This is a genomic window from Altererythrobacter sp. H2 (assembly GCF_035319885.1).
Classification (GTDB): Bacteria; Pseudomonadota; Alphaproteobacteria; order Sphingomonadales; family Sphingomonadaceae; genus 34-65-8.
The window spans coordinates 3,201,139-3,219,859 of sequence record NZ_CP141285.1 but is presented as its reverse complement, the minus strand read 5'-3'; the positions used below and the strand labels follow the sequence as shown (position 1 = coordinate 3,219,859).

Sequence of the window (18,721 nt, the reverse complement as noted above, 5' to 3'; positions counted from 1 at the left end):
GGAGAATGCGCGCCGGCCTACCAGTATGCCATGGCAGCCATGCCGACGCCGATGCCGATGCCGCTTCCCCTGCCCGCGCTTCCTCCGGTGAGCGGTGGCGGCGGCAGCGGGGTCACCGTGGTTGGCGGCGGCGGCGGTTTCGGTGGCGGTTTCGGCGGCGGCTTCTTCGGCGGCTTCGTGGGCGGCAGCGGCGGATCGGGCGGGTCCGTGGCCATTACTTCGACCACCACCACCTCCGGCGGCACGAGCAATGGCACGACCAGCGGCAGCACCAGCGGCATCAACATCATTATCGACAACAACAACACCAGCGGTGGCACGTCGACCTCGACCTCGACCGGCGGGCTTACGTCGACCACTACGACGGGCGGCCTGAGTTCGACCACCACCAGCTCGACGGGCGGCAGCAGTTCGACCACCGGCGGGGTGTCGACCTCGACCGGCGGCGTTTCGACCTCCACCAGCACTGGCGGGGTGTCGACCTCGACCGGTGGCGTCTCGACCTCGACCGGCGGCGTGACCAGCAGCACGAGCACCAGCTCCGGCAACGTATCCTCGAGCTCGGGCAATGTCTCGTCGAGCTCGGGCAACGTATCCTCAAGCTCGGGCAGTGTCTCGTCCAGCTCCGGGAATGTTTCGTCCAGCTCGGGCAACAACGCCAGTTCCAGCTCGTCGGGCAATGTCAGCTCAAGCTCGTCCGGCAACGTCAGCTCCAGTTCGTCGGGCAACGTGTCCAGCTCGTCCTCGACGTCATCTTCCACCTCCAGCTCGACCTCGGGGAATGTGACCAGTTCCAGCTCAACATCGGGCAACGTGTCGACCAGCACCAGCTCGTCGGGCAACATTACCAGCAGCACGAGCTCGTCCGGCAATGTCAGCAGCACCTCGGGCAATACGTCCGGAAACACCTCGGGCAACACGTCCGGCAATACTTCGGGTAACACCTCCGGGAACACTACGGGCGGTACCCCGGTCCCGGCCCCGCCGATGATGATCCTGTTCGGCGCTGCGGCAGCGGCGATCCTGGGGCGGCGCAAGTTCAAGGTGATCCGCGGCGGTTGATCCGCACGGGCTTCGGAGCATACAGAAAAAGGGCGGCCCCTGCGAAGGAGCCGCCCTTTTTCTGTCTCCGGGCCTGAGGCGCGCTACTGCGCGGGGGTGACCTCCTGGCCCTGCGCGATCCAGTCGAGGATCCCGCCATCCAGATGGCGCACGGTGGCATCGCGGTGCGCCGCAAGCTGTTCGGCTGCCACGCCGGAACGGCGGTCGGAGCGGCAGAACAGGACGGTTTCCCTGCCCGGTTCATCCACGATCGCAGCCGGGTCGAACCGGTCGAGCGGAACGTTGACCGCACCGGGGATGCTGCCTTCGGCGAACTCTTCGGGTGTGCGCACGTCGATCAGCCGGACTTTGCCTGAAGCGACGAGAGCCGCGAGTTCCGCAGTGCCCACTGTTACCACGCCGGCCCCCGAATCGGGCACGACTGCCGCATCGTCCGCCGCCCCGACGGCAGGGGAACAGGCCCCCGCCAGCAGCAGGACGGCGAGCGCCGGTGCGGCAAGAGTGCGCCGCATCATGCAGCCAGCTTGCGCAGTACGTAGTGGAGGATGCCGCCGTTGCGGAAATACTCCAGCTCGTTGGCGGTATCGATCCGGCACAGCGCGGTGAAGGTGAAGCTGGACCCGTCAGCGCGGGTCACTTCCACGGTCACGTCCTGCTGCGGCTGGATCTCGGCCAGGCCCCTGATGGTGAAGCTGTCATCCCCGGTCAGGCCGAGCGTTTCGCGCGTGTCACCATCCTTGAACTGCAGCGGCAGCACGCCCATCCCGACCAGGTTGGACCGGTGAATGCGCTCGAAGCTTTCCACGATCACCGCGCGCACGCCCAGCAGGTTGGTGCCCTTGGCCGCCCAGTCACGGCTGGAGCCGGTGCCATATTCCTTGCCCGCGATCACCACCAGCGCGGTGCCATCGGCCTTGTGCTTCATCGCCGCGTCATAGACCGGCATGGTCTCGCCCTTGTAGCTGGAGAAGCCGCCCTCGGTGCCAGGGACCATTTCGTTGCGGATGCGGATGTTGGCAAAGGTGCCGCGCATCATCACGTCATGGTGCCCGCGCCGCGCGCCGTAGGAGTTGAAGTCGGCCTTGGCGACCTGGTGCTCGATCAGCCACTGGCCGGCCGGGCTGTCGGCCTTGATGCTGCCGGCCGGGCTGATGTGGTCGGTGGTGATCGAATCGCCCAGGATCAGCAGGGGCTTGGCCTCGATCACGTCGGTCACCGGCTCGGGGGTCATGGACATGCCATCGAAGTACGGCGGGTTGGCGACATAGGTGCTGCCCGCGCGCCACTGGTAGGTTTCGCTGCCGGTGACGTTGATCGCCTGCCAGTGCGCGTCGCCCTTGTAGACATCGGCATAGCGCGCCTGGAACATGGCGCGGTCCATGCACGCATTCATGGTGGTGGTGACTTCGTCGTTGGTCGGCCAGATGTCCTTCAGGAACACGTCCTGGCCATTGGTGCCGGTCCCGATCGGGGTGGTGGTGAAGTCTTCGATCACCGTGCCCTTGAGCGCGTAGGCGACCACCAGCGGCGGGCTGGCGAGGAAGTTGGCGCGCACATCAGGCGAGACGCGGCCTTCGAAATTGCGGTTGCCCGAGATTACGGCAGCCGCGACCAGCCCGTTTTCATTGATTGCCTTGCTGATCGGCTCGGCCAGCGGGCCGGAGTTGCCGATGCAGGTGGTGCAGCCGTAGCCCACCAGGTTGAACCCGATGTTGTCGAGGTGCGACTGGAGACCGGCCTTGTTGAGGTAGTCGGTCACCACCTGCGAGCCCGGTGCGAGTGAGGTCTTGACCCAGGGCTTGGGCTTGAGGCCCAGCTCGTCGGCCTTCTTGGCGACGAGGCCGGCGGCGACCATGACGCCGGGGTTGCTGGTGTTGGTACAGCTGGTGATGGCAGCGATCATCACGTCGCCGTCGCCGACATCGAAGTCCTTGCCGTCCACCGCAACCCGGGCGTTGGTCTTCTTGTATGTCTCCGCCATGTCCTTGGCGAACACCTCGTCGACTTCGGTCAGGGCGACTCGGTCCTGCGGGCGCTTCGGCCCGGCGAGCGAGGGAACCACGGTGCTCATGTCGAGCTCCAGCGTGCTGGTGAAGACGGGATCGGCTGCACCCGGCTCGATCCAGAAACCCTGCTCGCGGGCATAGGCTTCGACCAGGGCGATCTGGCTTTCCTCGCGGCCCGTCAGGCGCAGGTAGTCGAGCGTCTTGTCGTCGATCCCGAAGAAGCCGCAGGTCGCGCCATATTCCGGCGCCATGTTGGCCAGCGTCGCCCGGTCAGCGAGGCTGAGCGAGGCAAGGCCGGGGCCGTAGTATTCGACGAACCGGCCGACCACGCCGTGCTTGCGCAGCATGTTGGTGCAGGTCAGCACCAGGTCGGTTGCGGTCACGCCTTCCTTGAGCGCGCCGGTCAGCTTGAAGCCGACCACTTCGGGGATGAGCATGGAAACCGGCTGGCCCAGCATGGCGGCTTCCGCCTCGATCCCGCCAACACCCCAGCCCAGAACGCCGAGGCCGTTGATCATGGTGGTGTGACTGTCGGTTCCGACGCAGGTATCGGGATAGGCCACGGTCGCACCGCTCTCGTCCTGGCTGGTCCAGACGGCCTGGGCGATGTGTTCCAGGTTGACCTGGTGGCAGATGCCGGTGCCCGGCGGCACGGCGTAGAAGTTGTTGAGCGACTTGGAACCCCACTTGAGGAAGTCGTACCGCTCCATGTTGCGGTGGTATTCGATCTCGACGTTCTCCTCGAACGCCTTGGGGTGGCCGAACTCGTCAACCATGACCGAGTGGTCGATCACCAGGTTGACCGGCACCAGCGGGTTGATCTTGCTGGTGTCACCGCCCAGCTTGGCGATCGCATCGCGCATCGCGGCAAGGTCGACCACACAGGGCACGCCGGTGAAGTCCTGCAGCAGCACGCGGGCCGGGCGATACTGGATTTCCGCGCCCGTTGCCGGGTTCTTCTGCCAGTCGGCAATCGCTTGCACGTCGGCAGTGGAAACGGTGAAGCCACCGTCCTCGAACCGCAGCATGTTTTCCAGCAGGACCTTCATCGAGAACGGCAGGCGCGAAACGTCGCCCACTTTCTCCGCCGCCTTCTTCAGCGAATAATAGACGTAGTCCTTGCCGCCGACGGTGAGGGTGGAGCGGGTTCCGAGCGTGTCCTTGCCGACCTGGGTCATGCGCTGAAGTGTCCTTTCGTGCGATGTCTACATCAGTGCGCCACCCGCGCGGCAGGGCCGGAAAATGGGTGGCTCGTCTCTGGCGCGGCCCTGCGCTTTCACGGCGGTAAAATCAAGGGCGGGCCGCCTTGGGCGGGGTCAATTACGACTATCGTCGGGCAAAGTGCAGGCTTTCGGCAGGCGGGGCTAGAGCGCGCTCTGTTCCGGGCGCTTGCGGGTGGCGATCCAGCAGCCAATCACGATCAGGACGGTCCCGGCCACTGTGCCGCCGGTCAGCGGCTCGGCGAACATCAGCCAGCCGAACAGCGCGGCCCACAGGAAGCCGGTGTATTCGACCGGAACCAGCACTTGCGCCTCGGCCCGCGCATAGGCCCAGGTCAGGGTCAGCAGCGCGCCGACTGCCAGCACGGCCCCGGTCCCGATCTGCACCAGCGCCGCCTGATCCGGCCATTGCAGCAGGAATGGCGCCCCCGGCAGCAGGGCAAGGGCCACCAGTCCGCTCTGAAAGAAGGCCACCTCGCCCGGTCCGGCAATCAGCGCCTGCTCGCGCTGGATCACCAGGTTCCAGGCATAGAGCAGGGCGGAAAACAGCAGGGCGGCAAGGCCGACCAGCATGTCTTCGGTCAGGGTCTCGCGCCCCAGCTTGCTGCCGACGATCACCACCACCCCGCCCAGCCCGAGAACGGCGCCGATCACCGCCTTGCGCTCGACGGTCTCGCCCAGCAGCAGCGCGGCGAGGTAAAGCGCGATCAGCGGGGCGATGAACGACAGGGCGATGGCTTCGGCCAGCGGCAGGCGGGTCAGCGAGAAGAAGAAGGCCAGCGCCATGACGGCGACAACCGCGCTCCGCTTCACATGGACCCGCAAGGTGGCGCGCGCCGGTATCTGCCGCCCGTTCCACAGCCACCAGGGCAGCACCAGCAGGGTACCGGCCACATTGCGCAGCAGAACGGCGCTGTAGGCACCGACCGCCAGCGCGGCGCCCTTCATGTAGGCGTCCATCGCCGAGAACAGGCCGATACCGATCACGGTCGCCAGGACCGGGGCCAATGCGCTGCGGCTGTTCATCGGTTTGCCCCTTAGGCAGACGGACCGGCCAGGTCACGCGCCAACACGTCACGCGCGAAGCGGCAATTCACGATAGAGCAAGGGACGATGCTTGATGAGGGGCACGAATTGGGGCAAGCCTTGGCGTATCCGGTCACATGACCCGCGCCTTGTCTGGCCCGGTCGCAGGGGTTTTCAATGTCTTTCGCCGCACCTATCCGCCTTTCCCTGATGTGGACGGCCGCGCTCGCCGTGCCTGCGGCTGCGCTGGCTCAAAGCGTACCGACCAACCTCCTGCCGCCCGAGCGGGCGATCGTGCAGCAGCCGGTGGAGGCAGACAGCGACGCGGTGGCGGCGCCCCAACAGCCGCAGGTTCAGCCCACCCAGGTCCAGCCACTGCCCGCACCGGCGCCGGAACCGGTGCTGCAAAGCTGGACGGCCGAACAGGCGGCTGCCCTGCTCGCCCTTGCCGAAGGCATCAAGGCTGAAGGGCTGGACCCGGCCGACTACAACCTGCCCGCCCTGCGCGCCGCAATGGCGGCCGGGCAGGGCATCGCGCTTGACCGCGAGGCGGCCAGGGTATTCGCCTGGCTGATCGAGGACATGCGAGACGGTCGCACGCCGATGTCGCACCGCAAGCAATGGTTCGTGATGGACCCGGATGCGGACCGGATGCCGACCGGGCGCCTGATGGCCGAAGCGCTTGCCTCGGGCGATTTTGCCGCCGTGCTGCAGTCGGTTGCGCCGGTCCATCCTGACTACGCGCGCCTGCGCGAAGCGCTTGCCGCCACTCCGGCCAGTGACGGTGCCAAGCGCAAGCTGATCCGCGCCAACATGGACCGCTGGCGCTGGCTGGCGCGCGATCTCGGCTCGCAGTACCTGATGACCAACGTGCCGGAGTTCCAGCTGCGCCTGACGGTCAAAGACAAGATCGTGCGGACCTATCGCACCATCGTCGGCAAGCCGGGGCGGCAGGCAACGCCGCAGCTGGCCGAATCGGTAGAGGGCGTGATCTTCAACCCCACCTGGACCGTGCCGCAGTCCATCGTGAAGGGCGAAGGGCTGGGCGCGCGCGTGCTGGGCAACCCAGCCTGGGCGAAAAGAGCCGGATATACCGCTACCCGGGGCGCTAACGGTTTTGTCACCGTGGTCCAGCAGCCGGGCCCGGGCAATTCACTGGGCTTCATGAAGCTCGACATGCCCAACCGGCACGCGATCTTCCTGCACGACACGCCCAACCGCAACCTGTTCGCGTCCGCCAACCGGGCATTGAGCCATGGCTGCGTGCGGACCGAGCGGGCGACCGAGCTGGCGATCACGCTCTCGATCCTGCAGGCCGGGCTGACGGCGGACGAAGGCGTCGCCACGCTGAAATCGGGCAAGTACACCCGCGTTCCCTTCACCAAGAAGATGCCGGTCTACATCACCTATTTCACCTACGGCACCGACATTGACGGGACCTTGCGCAGCTTCGGCGACATCTACGGGCGCGATGCGCCGGTGCTCGCCTCGCTCGACGCGCCGCGGGTGGCTGACCGCCCGCGAGTGACCGACGAAGAAGTGATCGAGATCCTGGACGATCCCCGCGCCTGAAGCGCCGCTCAGTAAGACCCTGCCTGGAGGATATCGCCCCCGCGCGCAGGATTGGGCATCAGCGCTCGCAATTCGCCCAGCTGCTGGACCGGGCGGGCCGCTATCGAACCATCGGGGGTAAGCCCGAACCGGCCTGCATGGAGCACGCGCCCGCCGCCGAGGTCGACCAGTGCGCGCTGGAAGTCATCGAAGCCCATGGCGAAGCAGCCGTTGGAGCGCCCGAGCTTGCCCCATTTGTCGAGGTGCGAACGCTCCGAATAGCGCGCCGGGTGCATCACGATGGCCCGGTCGAGCGCATTGTTGTTGGTGGGATCGAGCCCTTCCAGACGCATCGAGGTGCCGAACCGCCCGACATACCAGCTGTAGGTCATGTAGGTGCCTTCGCTGGTACAGTGCGAATCGTGGTCGTTGGAGAACCAGTTGAGCCAGCCGTCATGCTCCGGGTCCGACCCGTCACCATGGCTGACAAGGTAGGAATCGATCCGCCCCGCGTCGAGATAGACCAGGTGCATCCGAGGCTCGGTACTGGCGAGGCCGAAGTCGGCAATGCCGACCACGTCATGCCGCCACACCAGGTCGCCCGCCCGCTGCTGCGCCTGTTTTGCGATCTCGACCAGCTTTGCATCCCGCGCCAGCCCGCCGCGCGCCATGGCAGGCACGGCGGCAGGCAGCGTCAGTGCTGCGCCGGTGGCAAGGGTGCCCTTGAGGAGATCGCGTCTGTTCATGCAGGCCATTGTAGCACGGGAATCGGTGACGGACAGGTGAACGGAGCATACCCCAAATGGCGGGGAGGTCCAGACGCCGCGCTGTTCCGCCGGCGTGGCGCCGGACAGCTCGACTGATCAGACCTGGTCTGCCAGCGCCAGGAGCTCGGCGAAGATCGCCTCTTCGCTGCGGCTGGCGGCGTTGCGCCATGAAGCGGCGCTATCCAGGTTGAGCGCGCGGCCATCGCTCCGCAGCACCAGCACTGCAGGGGTTCCGGGCACGGCATCCAGCCCGAACCGGCGTGCCAGGCCAAGGTTATGCCCGTCGCCCGTCTGCGGCATCCCGACATTGACGAACACCAGCTCGTACCGCTCCGCCACCAGCGCGGCAAAGCGCGGCGTTTCCAGCCATCCGGCCAGCGCGCGGCTGTCATGGCACCAGTTCGCGCCGAACACGACCAGCACCCGCGTGCCGCGCTCGGCTGCGCGGACAAGCGCGGCATCGACCGCCGCCACGGCATCAGGTGCGGCATTGTAGGATCGGGCTTCCGGATGACCGGTTTTGGGTGCGCCGGTGGTGGCACATCCGGCCAGCGCCAGAGCGCCGAGCAGCAGGAGCAGGCGGGTCATGCAGTGTCCTTGAACGTGGGGGCAGGGTGGCGGGCGTTCTCGCGGGCCATGGCAATCATCGAGGCGGCGTGGCGGGCCGCGACCGCGCGGACGTCTGCGCCATAGCCGCCGCCGAGGGCGCTGGCGACCGGAATGCCGCGCCCGCGGGCCTCGCCTAGCACCATGCAATCGCGCGTTGCCAGCCCGCTGCCACTGAGCGCGAGGCGGCCCAGCTTGTCGTCGGCATGGGGGTCAACCCCGGCCTGGTAGAGCACCATGTCGGGCGCAAACCGGTCAAGCAGCGCGGGCAGGTGCCGCGCCAGTTCCGCGAGGTAAGCCGCGTCATCCATGCCGTCGGGCAGGGCGACATCGAGGCTGGAGCGGGCCTTGCGCACGGGGAAGTTCTTGTCCGCGTGCATCGAGAAGGTGAACACGTCCTCCCGCCCCGCGAGCAGGCTGGCGGTCCCGTCACCCTGGTGGACGTCGAGATCGACCACCAGCACGCGCCGCGCGTGGCCTTCAGCGAGCAGACGGTTGGCGGCGACGGCCAGATCGTTGAGCACGCAATAGCCCGCGCCGGTATCGTGCAGCGCATGGTGGCTGCCCGCCGCGCTGTTGGCGGCATAGCCGTGCGCCATGGCGAGGCGCGCGGCGAGGTATGTCCCGCCGTTGGTGTGCTGCACCCGCGCCGCGATCCGCTCTGTCACCGGAAAGCCGATCCGGCGTTCCTTGTCCGGCGGCACGGCAGCGCGGAACACCTCATCCACGTAGATGGGGCAATGGACTGCCTCCAGCCAGCGGCGCGGCATTGGCTCAGGCGCGTGTTCGGTCAGCGGGATGCCGCTGCTGCGCAGTTCCTCCATTACCAGCCGGTACTTGTCGAACCGGAAGGTGCCGCGTGCAGGTGCGGGCGGGGCGTAATCGACATGGTGGACGACGTGCAACATGGCGCTCACAGGTATCCGGTGTGTTCGGCGAGGATCTTCACGCCGAGCGCGATCAGGATCACTCCGCCAAGCCGCTCTGCCCACGCCCCGAACCGGTCGCCTGCCCTGCGCCCCAACATGACGCCGAGGCCGCTCAGCACCAGCGTGACCAGCCCGATCACCAGCCCGGCTGTGAGCGGGGCGACATCGAGGGTGGGCAGGGTCACACCCGCCGCCAGCGCGTCGATGCTGGTAGCAATGCCGGCAACCAGCAGAGCCAAGCCGGTCAGGGCCGCGCCCTCCGCGTCATCGCTGCCTGAACCCCGCAGCATCCGCACCCCGAGGAAGGCGAGCAGCCCAAACGCGATCCAGTGGTCCACCGCCGCGACATAGGCCAGCGCAAAGGCCCCGATCCCCCAGCCGATCAGCGGCATGATCCCCTGGAACAGCCCGAAAGTGCCCGCGATGGCCGCCCCGCCGCGCCAGCCCGGCCGGAACCGCGCGCCCTGGGTCAGGGCGACGGCAAAGGCATCCATCGCCAGCGCGAGGGCAAGCAGGAAAACAGCGAACATCGTCAGCGAACGACCGGCTCGATCTGGCCTCCGTGATGGAACGCCGTGCCCGCCATGGTCGCAAGCAAACCGACAACCAGCGAATCGAACACCATCAATGCCCAGACCACCGCATCGTGTTGCCCCATGGCCCACATGTGGTTTTGCACATGCAGCCATTGCAGCGGAGCCCATGTCGCCGCAGCGAACAGCAGCATGCGCACCGCCGGCCACCAGCCGTGGCGGAAGTAGTCGCGCAGGCTTGCCTCCCTTGCTCCGCCAAGGGCAGCAACCAGCATGACCATCAGGGGCAGTGTCGCCAGAGCCAGCGCGATATCGATGTATCCGGCTCTCTCAGCCCCAATGCTTGGTTCAACCAGCGTACCCGGAAGGCTTGTGGCCGCCAGCAGCGCGATGGCAACCAGGAAACCCTTCCATGCCACGCCGCGCACATCCCACCATCGCTGGCCTCGCTCCCACGCGCCCCAGAACCGGATGGACGCGAGAAACGCCAGCACGAGTCCGGCGATCTTGAGATAGCCCCACACCATACGCCGGGGATCGTCAGACAGCGTGCGTGCCGCCTCGCGGCTGTCGAACATCCCGATGCGGATCTCGGCGACGTGTTGCAAGAACTCCGGCACCACCACCAGCGCGGGAATGAGTGGTGCGAGCCACCAGATGCGAATGCCATCACGCAAGGTTTGCCCGAACAGGGCGAACGTGTCGCGAATCATTCAGCCGCTACCGCAGGTGCTGGCGCTGCATGGGGGTCGAAGGCGGTTGCTTCGCCGCGCTCGATCTCGGCGGCCTTGTCCTCCACCAGCCTGACGATGTGGTCGAGCATGGCCTCGCTCTGCACGTGGTGGTCGGTCACTCCGCGAAGGTAGACCATGTGCTTGCCCGCGCCGCCGCCGGTCAGGCCGATGTCGGTCTCGCGCGCTTCGCCGGGGCCATTGACCACGCAGCCGAGCACCGAGAGGCTCATCGGCGTCTTGATGTGCTCGAGCCGCTTCTCCAGCGCCTCGACCGTGCGGATCACGTCGAAGCCCTGGCGCGAGCAGCTGGGGCAGGAGACAATCCGCACCCCCCGGGTGCGCAGGCCCAGGGCCTTCAGCATCTCGAAGCCGACCTTGACCTCCTGCTCCGGCTCGGCGGAGAGGCTGACGCGGATGGTATCGCCAATGCCCGCCCACAGCAGGCTGCCGATGCCGATGCTCGACTTGACCGTGCCGCCGATCAGCCCGCCCGCTTCGGTGATGCCGAGGTGCAGCGGGCAGTCGACGGTTTCGGCGAGGCCATGATAGGCGGCGACGGCGAGGAACACGTCGCTCGCCTTCACCGCCACCTTGTACTCGTGGAAGTCGTGGTCCTGCAGCAGCTTGATGTGGTCGAGCGCACTTTCGATCAGCGCCTCGGGGCAAGGCTCGCCGTACTTCTCCAGCAGGTCCTTCTCGAGGCTGCCGGCATTGACCCCGATGCGGATCGCGCAGCCGTTGGCCTTGGCTGCGCGGACGACCTCCGCCACCCGCTGCGAGGAGCCGATGTTGCCCGGGTTGATGCGCAGGCAGGCGGCACCGGCGTCAGCCGCTTCGAGCGCGCGCTTGTAGTGGAAGTGGATGTCGGCGACGAGCGGCACCTGCGCTGCCTTGGCGATCTTGCGGAAGCTGGCAGTCGATTCCTCGGTCGGGCAGGAGACGCGGATGATGTCCGCCCCGGCTTCCTCGCAGCGGCGGATCTGGTCGATCGTCGCCACCGCGTCTTCGGTCGGGGTGTTGGTCATGGTCTGGACCGTGATCGGCGCGTCGCCGCCCACTGGCACGTTGCCGACCATGATCTGGCGCGACTGGCGGCGCATGATCGTGCGCCAGGGGCGGATTTCGCTCATCGGACTGACCGGCTTCCTGATAGGGTGTTCAAGGGGGACTTCACGAGAGACATGGACCACATGTTACACTGTCCTGTGTCAAAAAAGTTGCAGCGCGCCAGCGCGCCTGCCGGGCTTATGTGGCGAGCATGGCGGGGTTTGGCGAGGGGCGCGTGCATCGCCCCCCCTTAGCACCGCCGCGCGCGGTAGGAAATGCGCCTGCGCCGCTGCTGCAAAGGCGGCGGTGACGCTGGCGTTCAGACGCTGAACGCCTCGCCCACCAGCTCTTCCGACAGGGTCCAGAGCTGCTCCGCCGCGTCCGGATCTACCGCGTAGGAACGGACGCCGCCCCGCGGGTCGACATCGTCAACCGGCGCAACGTGGCAGTCCTCGCAATAGACCCCGCCGTTGCCCGTCAGGTCCGGCGCTGTTGCTGCCCAGCAGGTCGTGGCAGCGCCTTGCTCGATGGTCTTGAAGCTGAAGCTGCCACCGGCCCGGTCCTGGATCCGGGCCATCATCTCCGCCACATCCTGTTCGGTCAGGTGGCGACCGAGATTGGTGGCGATTCCGCCCGGGTGGACCGCAAAGATATCGAACCCGCGCGCTGCAAGCCGCTGCTGCAGGCCAACCGAGAACAGCACGTTGGCTGTCTTCGACTGGCCGTAGCTTTCCCATTTGTCGTAGGGCCGTGCGCGGTAATTGGGATCGTCGAAATGGACCCGGTCATAGTGGTGGGCGAGGCTGGAGAGATTCACGATCCGCTTGCCCCGGCCCGCTTCGACCAGCGGCGCCAGGTATTTCGTCAGCAGGAAATGGCCCAGGTGATTGGTGCCGAACTGCAGCTCGAAGCCGTCGGCCGTCTCGCCGTGGGGGCAGGCCATCACCCCGGCATTGTTGATCAGCAGGTCAATCACGGGAAAACGCTGTGCCGCTTCGGCCCCGCAGGCGCGCACGCTGGCGAGCGAGGCGAGATCGACCACGATCGTTTCCACGCTGGCCCCCGGAACCGCCGCGCGGATCGAGTCCGCTGCGGCATCGAGCTTGGCCTGATCGCGTGCCGCCAGCACCACCCGTGCCCCGCGCGCTGCCATGGCGCGGGCCGCCTCCTGCCCGATGCCGGAGGCGCCGCCGGTCACGAACACGGTCTGCCCGGCAAGGTCGATGCCTGCCAGCACTTCGTCGGCAGTGGTGGTTGCTCCGTATCCGGCCATGCATTCTCTCCCTTGGGTGACCTCAGCCGAGCCGCAGCTCGTAGAGGAATTCGTCATCGCGGTGGTCGCCGACCCAGAAGTCGATCTCGGCCACTTTGGCAAAGCCGTAACGCTCGTAGAAGCGCTGGCCGCCGAAGTTCTCGGCCCAGACCGAGAGCTGGATCGCATCATGACCGCGCGCCCGTGCCTCGGCAATGGCCCAGTCCATCAGGGCGGCGCCGATGCCCTGCCCGGTCACATCAGGCTGGGTGTAGAGCTGGCCGAGCGCGATCGGATCGCGCACGCCCGTGGGCGAATCGTCCGCATACCAGCTCGGGTAGCGCAGCTTGACGAAACCCAGCAGGCGGGTGCCGTCATCGGCCAGCTGATGGATGCATTCGCCGCCTTCCACCTCGCCCCGCACGGCCTCGTCGGAATAGACCATGTCGAGGAAGGTCTGGAGGTTCGCCTCGGAATAGAGGTGGCCGAAGGCGGCGACGAAGCTCTCCCGCCCGAGCAGGGCGAGCGCGGGAACGTCGGCGGAGGTAACAGGGCGCAGGTTCATCGGGACGCAGTCGTAAACCGGTGCGCGCCATGCGCAAGCCCGCTTCGCATGGGCAGGCAGGCATGCTAGCCCAAGGCCATGAACAAGACCATGAATACCGGCCGCACGCTGCTCGCCACCATCCTTGCCCTGTTCGCTGCGCCGGCCATGGCCGAGGAGGCCGCCCCTGAAATGCCCAGGTGGTCGCTCGCCATCCACGGCGGGGCGGGCACGCTCGACAAGACGGCGATGACGCCGGAACGCCGGGCCGAATACGAGGCTGCGCTGCAGGCCGCGCTCGATGCCGGGGCCAGGGTGCTGGCTGAAGGTGGCAGCGCGATCGATGCGGTCAAGGCGGCGGTCATCATCATGGAGGATTCGCCGCTGTTCAACGCCGGCAAGGGCGCGGTGTTTACCTGGGAGGGGACGAACGAACTCGACGCCTCGATCATGGACGGGCGCGACCGGAGTGCGGGCGCGGTGGCGGGGGTGAAGACGGTGAAGAATCCGATCCTGCTCGCCGACACGGTCCGCACCCAGAGCGAGCACGTGATGCTGATGGGTGCAGGCGCTGAGGCCTTCGCGGTGGAGAAGGGCTTTGCCGTGACCCCGCCCGAATACTTCGCCACCCCGGCGCGGCGCGAGGCGCTGGAGCGGATGAAGGCGAAGCAGCTCTCCGCGCTCGATGTCGATCACAAGTTCGGCACGGTCGGTGCGGTGGCGCTGGACAGACAAGGCAATCTTGCGGCGGCGACCTCGACCGGCGGGATGACCGGCAAGCGCTGGGGCCGGGTGGGCGATGCGCCGATCATTGGAGCTGGCACTTATGCCGACAACCGCAGCTGCGCAGTTTCGGCTACGGGGTGGGGCGAGTACTTCATCCGCGTGGGCGTGGCGCACGAAATCTGCGCGCGGCTGCGTGCCCGGCAGGAAGTGCTGGATGTCCTGGCGGCAGGGATGGAAACCGATCCGGTCGTCAAGACGGTTGAAGCCCAGTACTTCGCCGATGCTGTCATGGCCGATGTGAAGCAACTGGGCGGCGACGGCGGGGTGATCCTCGTCACGCCGGAAGGCTATGCGATCTTCAGCTTCAACACCAGCGGGATGTATCGCGGGCGGGCGACCAGCGCCGGCGTGAACGAAGTGGCGATCTTCGGCGGTGAGGGCAAGCCTTCGGCCACACCCGATCACTGAGCCTTGTTCCGGTATTCGCCGGACCTTCTAGCCCCGCGCGAACTGCGCCAGCACCCGGCCCGTTTCCGCCATCGCCGCCAGCGCGGCCGGGTCCATCCGCAGGTGCTGCTGCGCCGCGCGGAAATAGACCGCGAAGGTAATCGGTGCGCGGCCCGCCGGTTCGACGAAGCCGACGTCGACATAGACGCTGCCCATGCCCGGCGCGAGCGAGGTGCCGGTCTTGTCGCCCGCGGGCCATTCCGGCGGCAGGCCTGCCCGGACCCGGTCCAGACCAGTGCGGGTCTCGATCAGCCACTGGCGCAGCTCCGCCTTGCGCGGGGCGTCGAGCACCGGGCCATAGAGCAGCGCGGCCACGGTGCGGGCCATGGCATCGGGCGTGGTCGTGTCGCGCAGATCGCCGGGCGGGACCAGGTTGAGCTCGGGCTCGATCCGGTCGAGGCGGCTGGTCTCGTCACCCAGGCTGCGCCAGAACGCGGTCAGCGCTTCCGGCCCGCCCAGTTCGCGCAGCAGGGCGTTGGCAGCGGCATTGTCGCTGGTCGTCTGGGTCGCCCGCGCCAGTTCGCGCAAGGTCGCCCCTTGCTCCAGCCTCTCGGTGGTGAAGGGCGAGTATGACATCAGGTCGGCCCGGGTCCAGCGCACCAGCCGGTCAGCGTCGATCACCCCGGCCCGGTCGCGGGCCAGCACCATGGCCGCCAGTGAGAGCTTGAACGAAGACGCATGGGGAAACCGGGCAAAACCATTGTGGCTCACCGTCTCGCCGGTGCCGGTGTCATGGAAGCTCGCCCCCAGCACGCCGTTCGCGCCTGCCTCGATGATCCGCAGGCGCAGGGCATAGCGGTTGGCGATCGTGGGCGACACCGGCACGCAGGCGGCGAGGCTGAATGCCCCCGCACCCGCCAGCAACTGGCGCCGGCCGAGCAAGACCTCGTCATTGGTCATCGTGCTTGTCCTTCTTGCGCTTGCCGAACCGCATGCCGCCTTCCAGCCGGGCGCGCAACTGGGCGTAGAACGCCTCGAGGAAGGCACGCTCGTCGCCTGCGCCCGGTTCCCAGCCGATCTTGCGGCAGATTGCCTGATGCACTGCCGCCATGGCTTCCGGCCGGCCTTCGCGCAGGACCCGCTCCAGCGTCTGCAATTCGTACTCGCCGTAGATCGAAAGCTCTTCGGCTCCGAAGCGGTAGGCGGCGCCGGTGACGGCGCTGGCGTGGTCCCGCATGGCCCCCTGGGTGGACAGGGCATCGGCCAGCCGGGTGCGCGGGGCATCGACCACCCAGGTGCCCGCCACTAGATCGCCAGCGCGCAACGCGTCGCGGTTGAAGAAGGGGAACAGCATGAAGACGAGGAACCACAGCGTTGCCGCCATCCCGGCGTTGCCCGCGTCGCCGCTCGGCGCGACCATCAGCAGCACCAGCGGCAGGAACAGTTCGATATCGCGCAGCAGGTTGCGCGCCAGCACGGCTTCGGCAGTCAGCCGTCCGCCGTCACGCGCGGCGACCCGGATGCCGACCGCGCGCTTGCCGAAGGTTGCGCCGCGCGGGCCCAGTTCCATGACGATGAAATAGCCGTTCCACAGGAAGAACCAGAACAGGGTCCAGATCACCAGCAGGAATTCGCCCGCGCCGGCCTGGTCGATCTCAGCGTCGAGGCTGAACAGCCCGCTGGCGAGGTAGATCAGCAGCAGGGTCACCAGCAATGCTGACATGAACAGGATCACCATGTCGAGGATCAGCGCCCCGGCCCGGGCCCCCCGGCTGGCGATCCGGAACGGCAGTGCGATCCCTTCAGGGGTGACCAGCTCACGCTGGCGCTTGTCGACGTAAGCGGCGCTCATGGCGCGGTGCCCTGGGCGCGGATGGCCTGACGGTCGCGGCCGTGGAAGGCGTAGAAATAGACCAGCCAGAACACCAGCATGAACAGGCCCACGATGGCGCGGGTCTCGGTTCCGGCCAGCTGGCGCGGAAAGGCTTCGAGCAGGGCGGCGAACACCAGCATCAGCACCACGCCGACCATGACCTGCGCCCCGCGCCGGCCTGCCTCGGCTGCTGCTGCCATGACGCTGCGCCGGCCCGGAAAGGCCATCCTGCGCCCGATGTGCAGGCCCGCTGCCCCGGCCAGCAGGATGGCGAACAGCTCGGTCGTGCCATGCACGCCCAGCCAGGCGAGGAACGGCAGCAGCAGCCCGGCATCGTGATAGAGCCACAGCATCGCCCCCAGCACCGCCATGTTGTGGACCAGCAGCAGCAGGGTCGGCACCCCGAAGGCAAAGCCAAGCGCGAAGGCGAGGATCGAAACGCCCGCGTTGTTCTGGAACAGCTGCGCGGCAAACGCGGTCAGCCCGCCGGTGCTGTCCTCCACCTTGAGCGTTTCGAGCAGCACCTCGCGGCTGGCACCGGGCACGCGGGTGTCGGCAAACTGGGTCGGCACCAGCGAGAAATACCATTCCTGATCGCGCGCCACGAGCAGCCACCCAGCCACCGTTCCCATCACCATCACGAACAGCGCGATGCAGCTGTCGAGCCAGATTTCGCGCACCGCCTTGCTCAGGTCGCCGCCCAGGAACCGGCGTAGCCAGGCGGTCACGCCTTCGCGCGGGCCATAGACCTGGAACCACGCGCGCTGGACCAGCGCCTCCAGATAGGCGAGCGTCGCCGCGTCGAGCGAGGTCTCGCGCGCTACGGCGAGGCTGGAGGCGGCGGTGCGATAGAGCGTGGGCAGGGCCAGCACGTCTTCGTCCGACAGGCCGCGCAGGCGCCCCTTCTCGATCCGGGTCAGCATGGCTTCGAGCCGCGCCCAGTCCTGCTCGCGCTCCAGCCGGAAGCGGTCGGACCGCAGGGCCGCCGCCGCGACATCGGGCGGCGCGGCGGCCAGTTCCTTGCGGCCGAGCAGCGATCCGAGCACGGGCGTCTTCATCCGATCGCCCCCTTGCGCTTGATTTCGAGGTAACGGTCGATCAGCCGGTAGCCGATCTGCTGGTATGGCGCTTCGAGCACATCGACCCCGAGTGCGCGCAGCCGCTGCAGCACCAGCGCGCGCTGGCGGGCCAGCGTGTCGGCAGTGACAGCTATGGCGATATCACCCACCGTCTCGGGCTCGGCCGACTGGAGCTGGGCCAGCTCGGTGTCTTCCATCGTCACCACCAGCACCAGGTGCCGCTCCACCAGCCGCCCGACGCTCTCGATCATCAGCTCCGCCCCGGTCGGGTCGGTAAAATCGGAAAACAGCACCACCAGCGAGCGGCGCTGCAAGCGGGCTGCCAGAGTGGCGAGGGCGAGCACGAAATTGGCTTCCTCGGCATGATAGTCGAGCCCGGCCGCGGCGGACTGGAGCTGGTGGAATGCGCGTGCATCGGCCACGAACGGCGTCATCACTTCGGGTTTGCGGGCAAATCCGAACAGGGCCACCCGGTCACCGCCCTTGAGTGCGACATAGGCGGCGGTCAGCGCGGCGGTAACCGCCCGGTCAATCCGGGGCAGACCGTCCACCGGCTCGCACATCGCCTGCCCGCAGTCGAACGCGAACACGATCTGGTTGTTGCGCTCGCTCTCGTTTTCGCGGGCATAGAGCCGGGTGTGGCGCGCGCTGGCCTTCCAGTCGATCCGGCGCCGGTCCATCCCGGCTTCGTATTCGGCCAGCGCTTCGAACTGGGTGCCTTCCCCGCGGATGCGGCGGGCGATCAGGCCGAACTGGGCATCGCGCAGGAAAAACTGCAGCTCCGGGCTGCGGACCGGAGCAAGATCGGGCCAGATCCGCACGCTGTGGTCTACGCCCAGGCTGACCTGCCGCGCACCCAGCCCCAGCGGCCCGCTCCAGCGCAGCCACAGGCCTGAGATCGCCCCAGTGCCGCGCCGCCTGGGCCGGGTTGCGACCTCGCCCTGCCAGGCGGTGCCGGCGTCATCCGGGCTCAGGGTGAAGGACAACGCCCCGCCCTCGGCCAGGCGCGGGTCGCAGGCCAGCGCGGCCTCGACCGGGCTGGTGCCGGCGCGTGCGGCAATCCCGGTCAGGATGCGGATCGTCACCGGCTCGCCCACTTCCGCATCGGCGGGTGCGATCAACTGCCAATCGTCAAGCCGTCCTGCCAGCAGGCCATCAAGCAGCACCAGCACCAGCAGGGCCGCGCCCGCTGCCGGGGCCACGATCCATGCCCCCGGCACCGCCGCCGCAATGACCAGCGCCACCGGCGCGGCCAGCGCGACCAGCCATGCGGCCCGGCCAGTGGGGACGACGGGAAAGGTCAAGCCTGCATCCTCACC

General features: G+C 67.7%; 18 protein-coding genes. 2 read left to right on the top strand and 16 right to left on the bottom strand.

Annotated elements, in window-relative coordinates:
• Positions 1-17: 17 nt before the first annotated feature.
• From U4960_RS15925 to U4960_RS15910, 4 genes are all read right to left on the bottom strand, one after another.
• On the bottom strand, positions 18-1,043 hold the full coding sequence (locus U4960_RS15925; RefSeq protein ID WP_324261584.1) for a hypothetical protein: 1,026 nt from the start codon (positions 1,041-1,043) through the stop codon (positions 18-20).
• Between the two features lie 102 nt (positions 1,044-1,145).
• On the bottom strand, positions 1,146-1,577 hold the full coding sequence (locus U4960_RS15920) for a rhodanese-like domain-containing protein (RefSeq protein ID WP_324261583.1): 432 nt from the start codon (positions 1,575-1,577) through the stop codon (positions 1,146-1,148).
• Positions 1,574-4,246: an aconitate hydratase AcnA gene (gene acnA / locus U4960_RS15915; protein WP_324261582.1), complete on the bottom strand. Its 2,673-nt coding sequence runs from the start codon at positions 4,244-4,246 to the stop codon at positions 1,574-1,576. The genes U4960_RS15920 and acnA overlap by 4 nt, the downstream gene beginning before the upstream one ends.
• 186 nt (positions 4,247-4,432) lie before the next feature.
• Complete coding sequence (locus tag U4960_RS15910; RefSeq protein ID WP_324261581.1) at positions 4,433-5,314, bottom strand: DMT family transporter; 882 nt, start codon at positions 5,312-5,314, stop codon at positions 4,433-4,435.
• A 177-nt stretch (positions 5,315-5,491) separates the two neighbouring features.
• Between U4960_RS15910 and U4960_RS15905 the strand changes: the two genes are divergently transcribed.
• Entirely contained in the window at positions 5,492-6,886 is a 1,395-nt protein-coding gene (locus tag U4960_RS15905; protein ID WP_324261580.1) for a L,D-transpeptidase family protein, read from the top strand.
• Positions 6,887-6,894: 8 nt separating this feature from the next.
• Here the strand turns inward: U4960_RS15905 and U4960_RS15900 are convergent, their stop codons facing one another.
• The 8 genes from U4960_RS15900 to U4960_RS15865 all read right to left on the bottom strand — a co-directional run bounded on the left by U4960_RS15900 (position 6,895) and on the right by U4960_RS15865 (position 13,298).
• The gene (locus tag U4960_RS15900) at positions 6,895-7,611 is read right to left on the bottom strand and encodes a murein L,D-transpeptidase catalytic domain-containing protein (RefSeq protein ID WP_324261579.1); all 717 of its coding nucleotides are present in this window, start codon (positions 7,609-7,611) and stop codon (positions 6,895-6,897) included.
• A gap of 117 nt (positions 7,612-7,728) precedes the next feature.
• Positions 7,729-8,220 (bottom strand): thioredoxin family protein, encoded by a 492-nt coding sequence (locus U4960_RS15895; RefSeq protein WP_324261578.1) that lies wholly within the window; start codon positions 8,218-8,220, stop codon positions 7,729-7,731.
• The gene (locus U4960_RS15890) at positions 8,217-9,146 is read right to left on the bottom strand and encodes a histone deacetylase family protein (protein WP_324263135.1); all 930 of its coding nucleotides are present in this window, start codon (positions 9,144-9,146) and stop codon (positions 8,217-8,219) included. Before U4960_RS15890 ends, U4960_RS15895 begins: the two co-directional genes overlap by 4 nt.
• A 5-nt stretch (positions 9,147-9,151) precedes the next feature.
• Positions 9,152-9,697: a manganese efflux pump MntP gene (locus U4960_RS15885; RefSeq protein ID WP_324261577.1), complete on the bottom strand. Its 546-nt coding sequence runs from the start codon at positions 9,695-9,697 to the stop codon at positions 9,152-9,154.
• Positions 9,698-9,699: 2 nt separating this feature from the next.
• A complete protein-coding gene (locus U4960_RS15880) occupies positions 9,700-10,413 on the bottom strand; it encodes a hypothetical protein (protein ID WP_324261576.1) in 714 nt (237 codons plus the stop codon).
• Positions 10,410-11,564, bottom strand: coding sequence for a flavodoxin-dependent (E)-4-hydroxy-3-methylbut-2-enyl-diphosphate synthase (gene ispG / locus U4960_RS15875; protein WP_324261575.1), 1,155 nt, complete (start codon positions 11,562-11,564; stop codon positions 10,410-10,412). Before ispG ends, U4960_RS15880 begins: the two co-directional genes overlap by 4 nt.
• A 236-nt stretch (positions 11,565-11,800) precedes the next feature.
• Positions 11,801-12,754 (bottom strand): SDR family NAD(P)-dependent oxidoreductase, encoded by a 954-nt coding sequence (locus U4960_RS15870; RefSeq protein ID WP_324261574.1) that lies wholly within the window; start codon positions 12,752-12,754, stop codon positions 11,801-11,803.
• A 22-nt stretch (positions 12,755-12,776) separates the two neighbouring features.
• Entirely contained in the window at positions 12,777-13,298 is a 522-nt protein-coding gene (locus tag U4960_RS15865; RefSeq protein ID WP_324261573.1) for a GNAT family N-acetyltransferase, read from the bottom strand.
• Between the two features lie 78 nt (positions 13,299-13,376).
• Between U4960_RS15865 and U4960_RS15860 the strand changes: the two genes are divergently transcribed.
• Positions 13,377-14,471: an isoaspartyl peptidase/L-asparaginase family protein gene (locus tag U4960_RS15860; RefSeq protein ID WP_324261572.1), complete on the top strand. Its 1,095-nt coding sequence runs from the start codon at positions 13,377-13,379 to the stop codon at positions 14,469-14,471.
• Positions 14,472-14,498: 27 nt separating this feature from the next.
• Here U4960_RS15860 and bla read toward each other — a convergent pair whose 3' ends face one another.
• Genes bla through U4960_RS15840 form a run of 4 tightly spaced genes read right to left on the bottom strand, consistent with a single transcriptional unit; the run spans position 14,499 to position 18,706 of the window.
• Positions 14,499-15,410 carry a class A beta-lactamase gene (bla, locus tag U4960_RS15855; protein ID WP_324261571.1) on the bottom strand — a complete coding sequence of 304 codons (912 nt, stop codon included), beginning with the start codon at positions 15,408-15,410 and terminating at the stop codon, positions 14,499-14,501.
• The gene (locus U4960_RS15850) at positions 15,400-16,302 is read right to left on the bottom strand and encodes an RDD family protein (RefSeq protein WP_324261570.1); all 903 of its coding nucleotides are present in this window, start codon (positions 16,300-16,302) and stop codon (positions 15,400-15,402) included. Before U4960_RS15850 ends, bla begins: the two co-directional genes overlap by 11 nt.
• Complete coding sequence (locus U4960_RS15845; protein ID WP_324261569.1) at positions 16,299-17,381, bottom strand: stage II sporulation protein M; 1,083 nt, start codon at positions 17,379-17,381, stop codon at positions 16,299-16,301. The genes U4960_RS15850 and U4960_RS15845 overlap by 4 nt, the downstream gene beginning before the upstream one ends.
• Positions 17,378-18,706 (bottom strand): DUF58 domain-containing protein, encoded by a 1,329-nt coding sequence (locus U4960_RS15840; RefSeq protein WP_324261568.1) that lies wholly within the window; start codon positions 18,704-18,706, stop codon positions 17,378-17,380. Before U4960_RS15840 ends, U4960_RS15845 begins: the two co-directional genes overlap by 4 nt.
• Positions 18,707-18,721 lie beyond the last annotated feature (15 nt).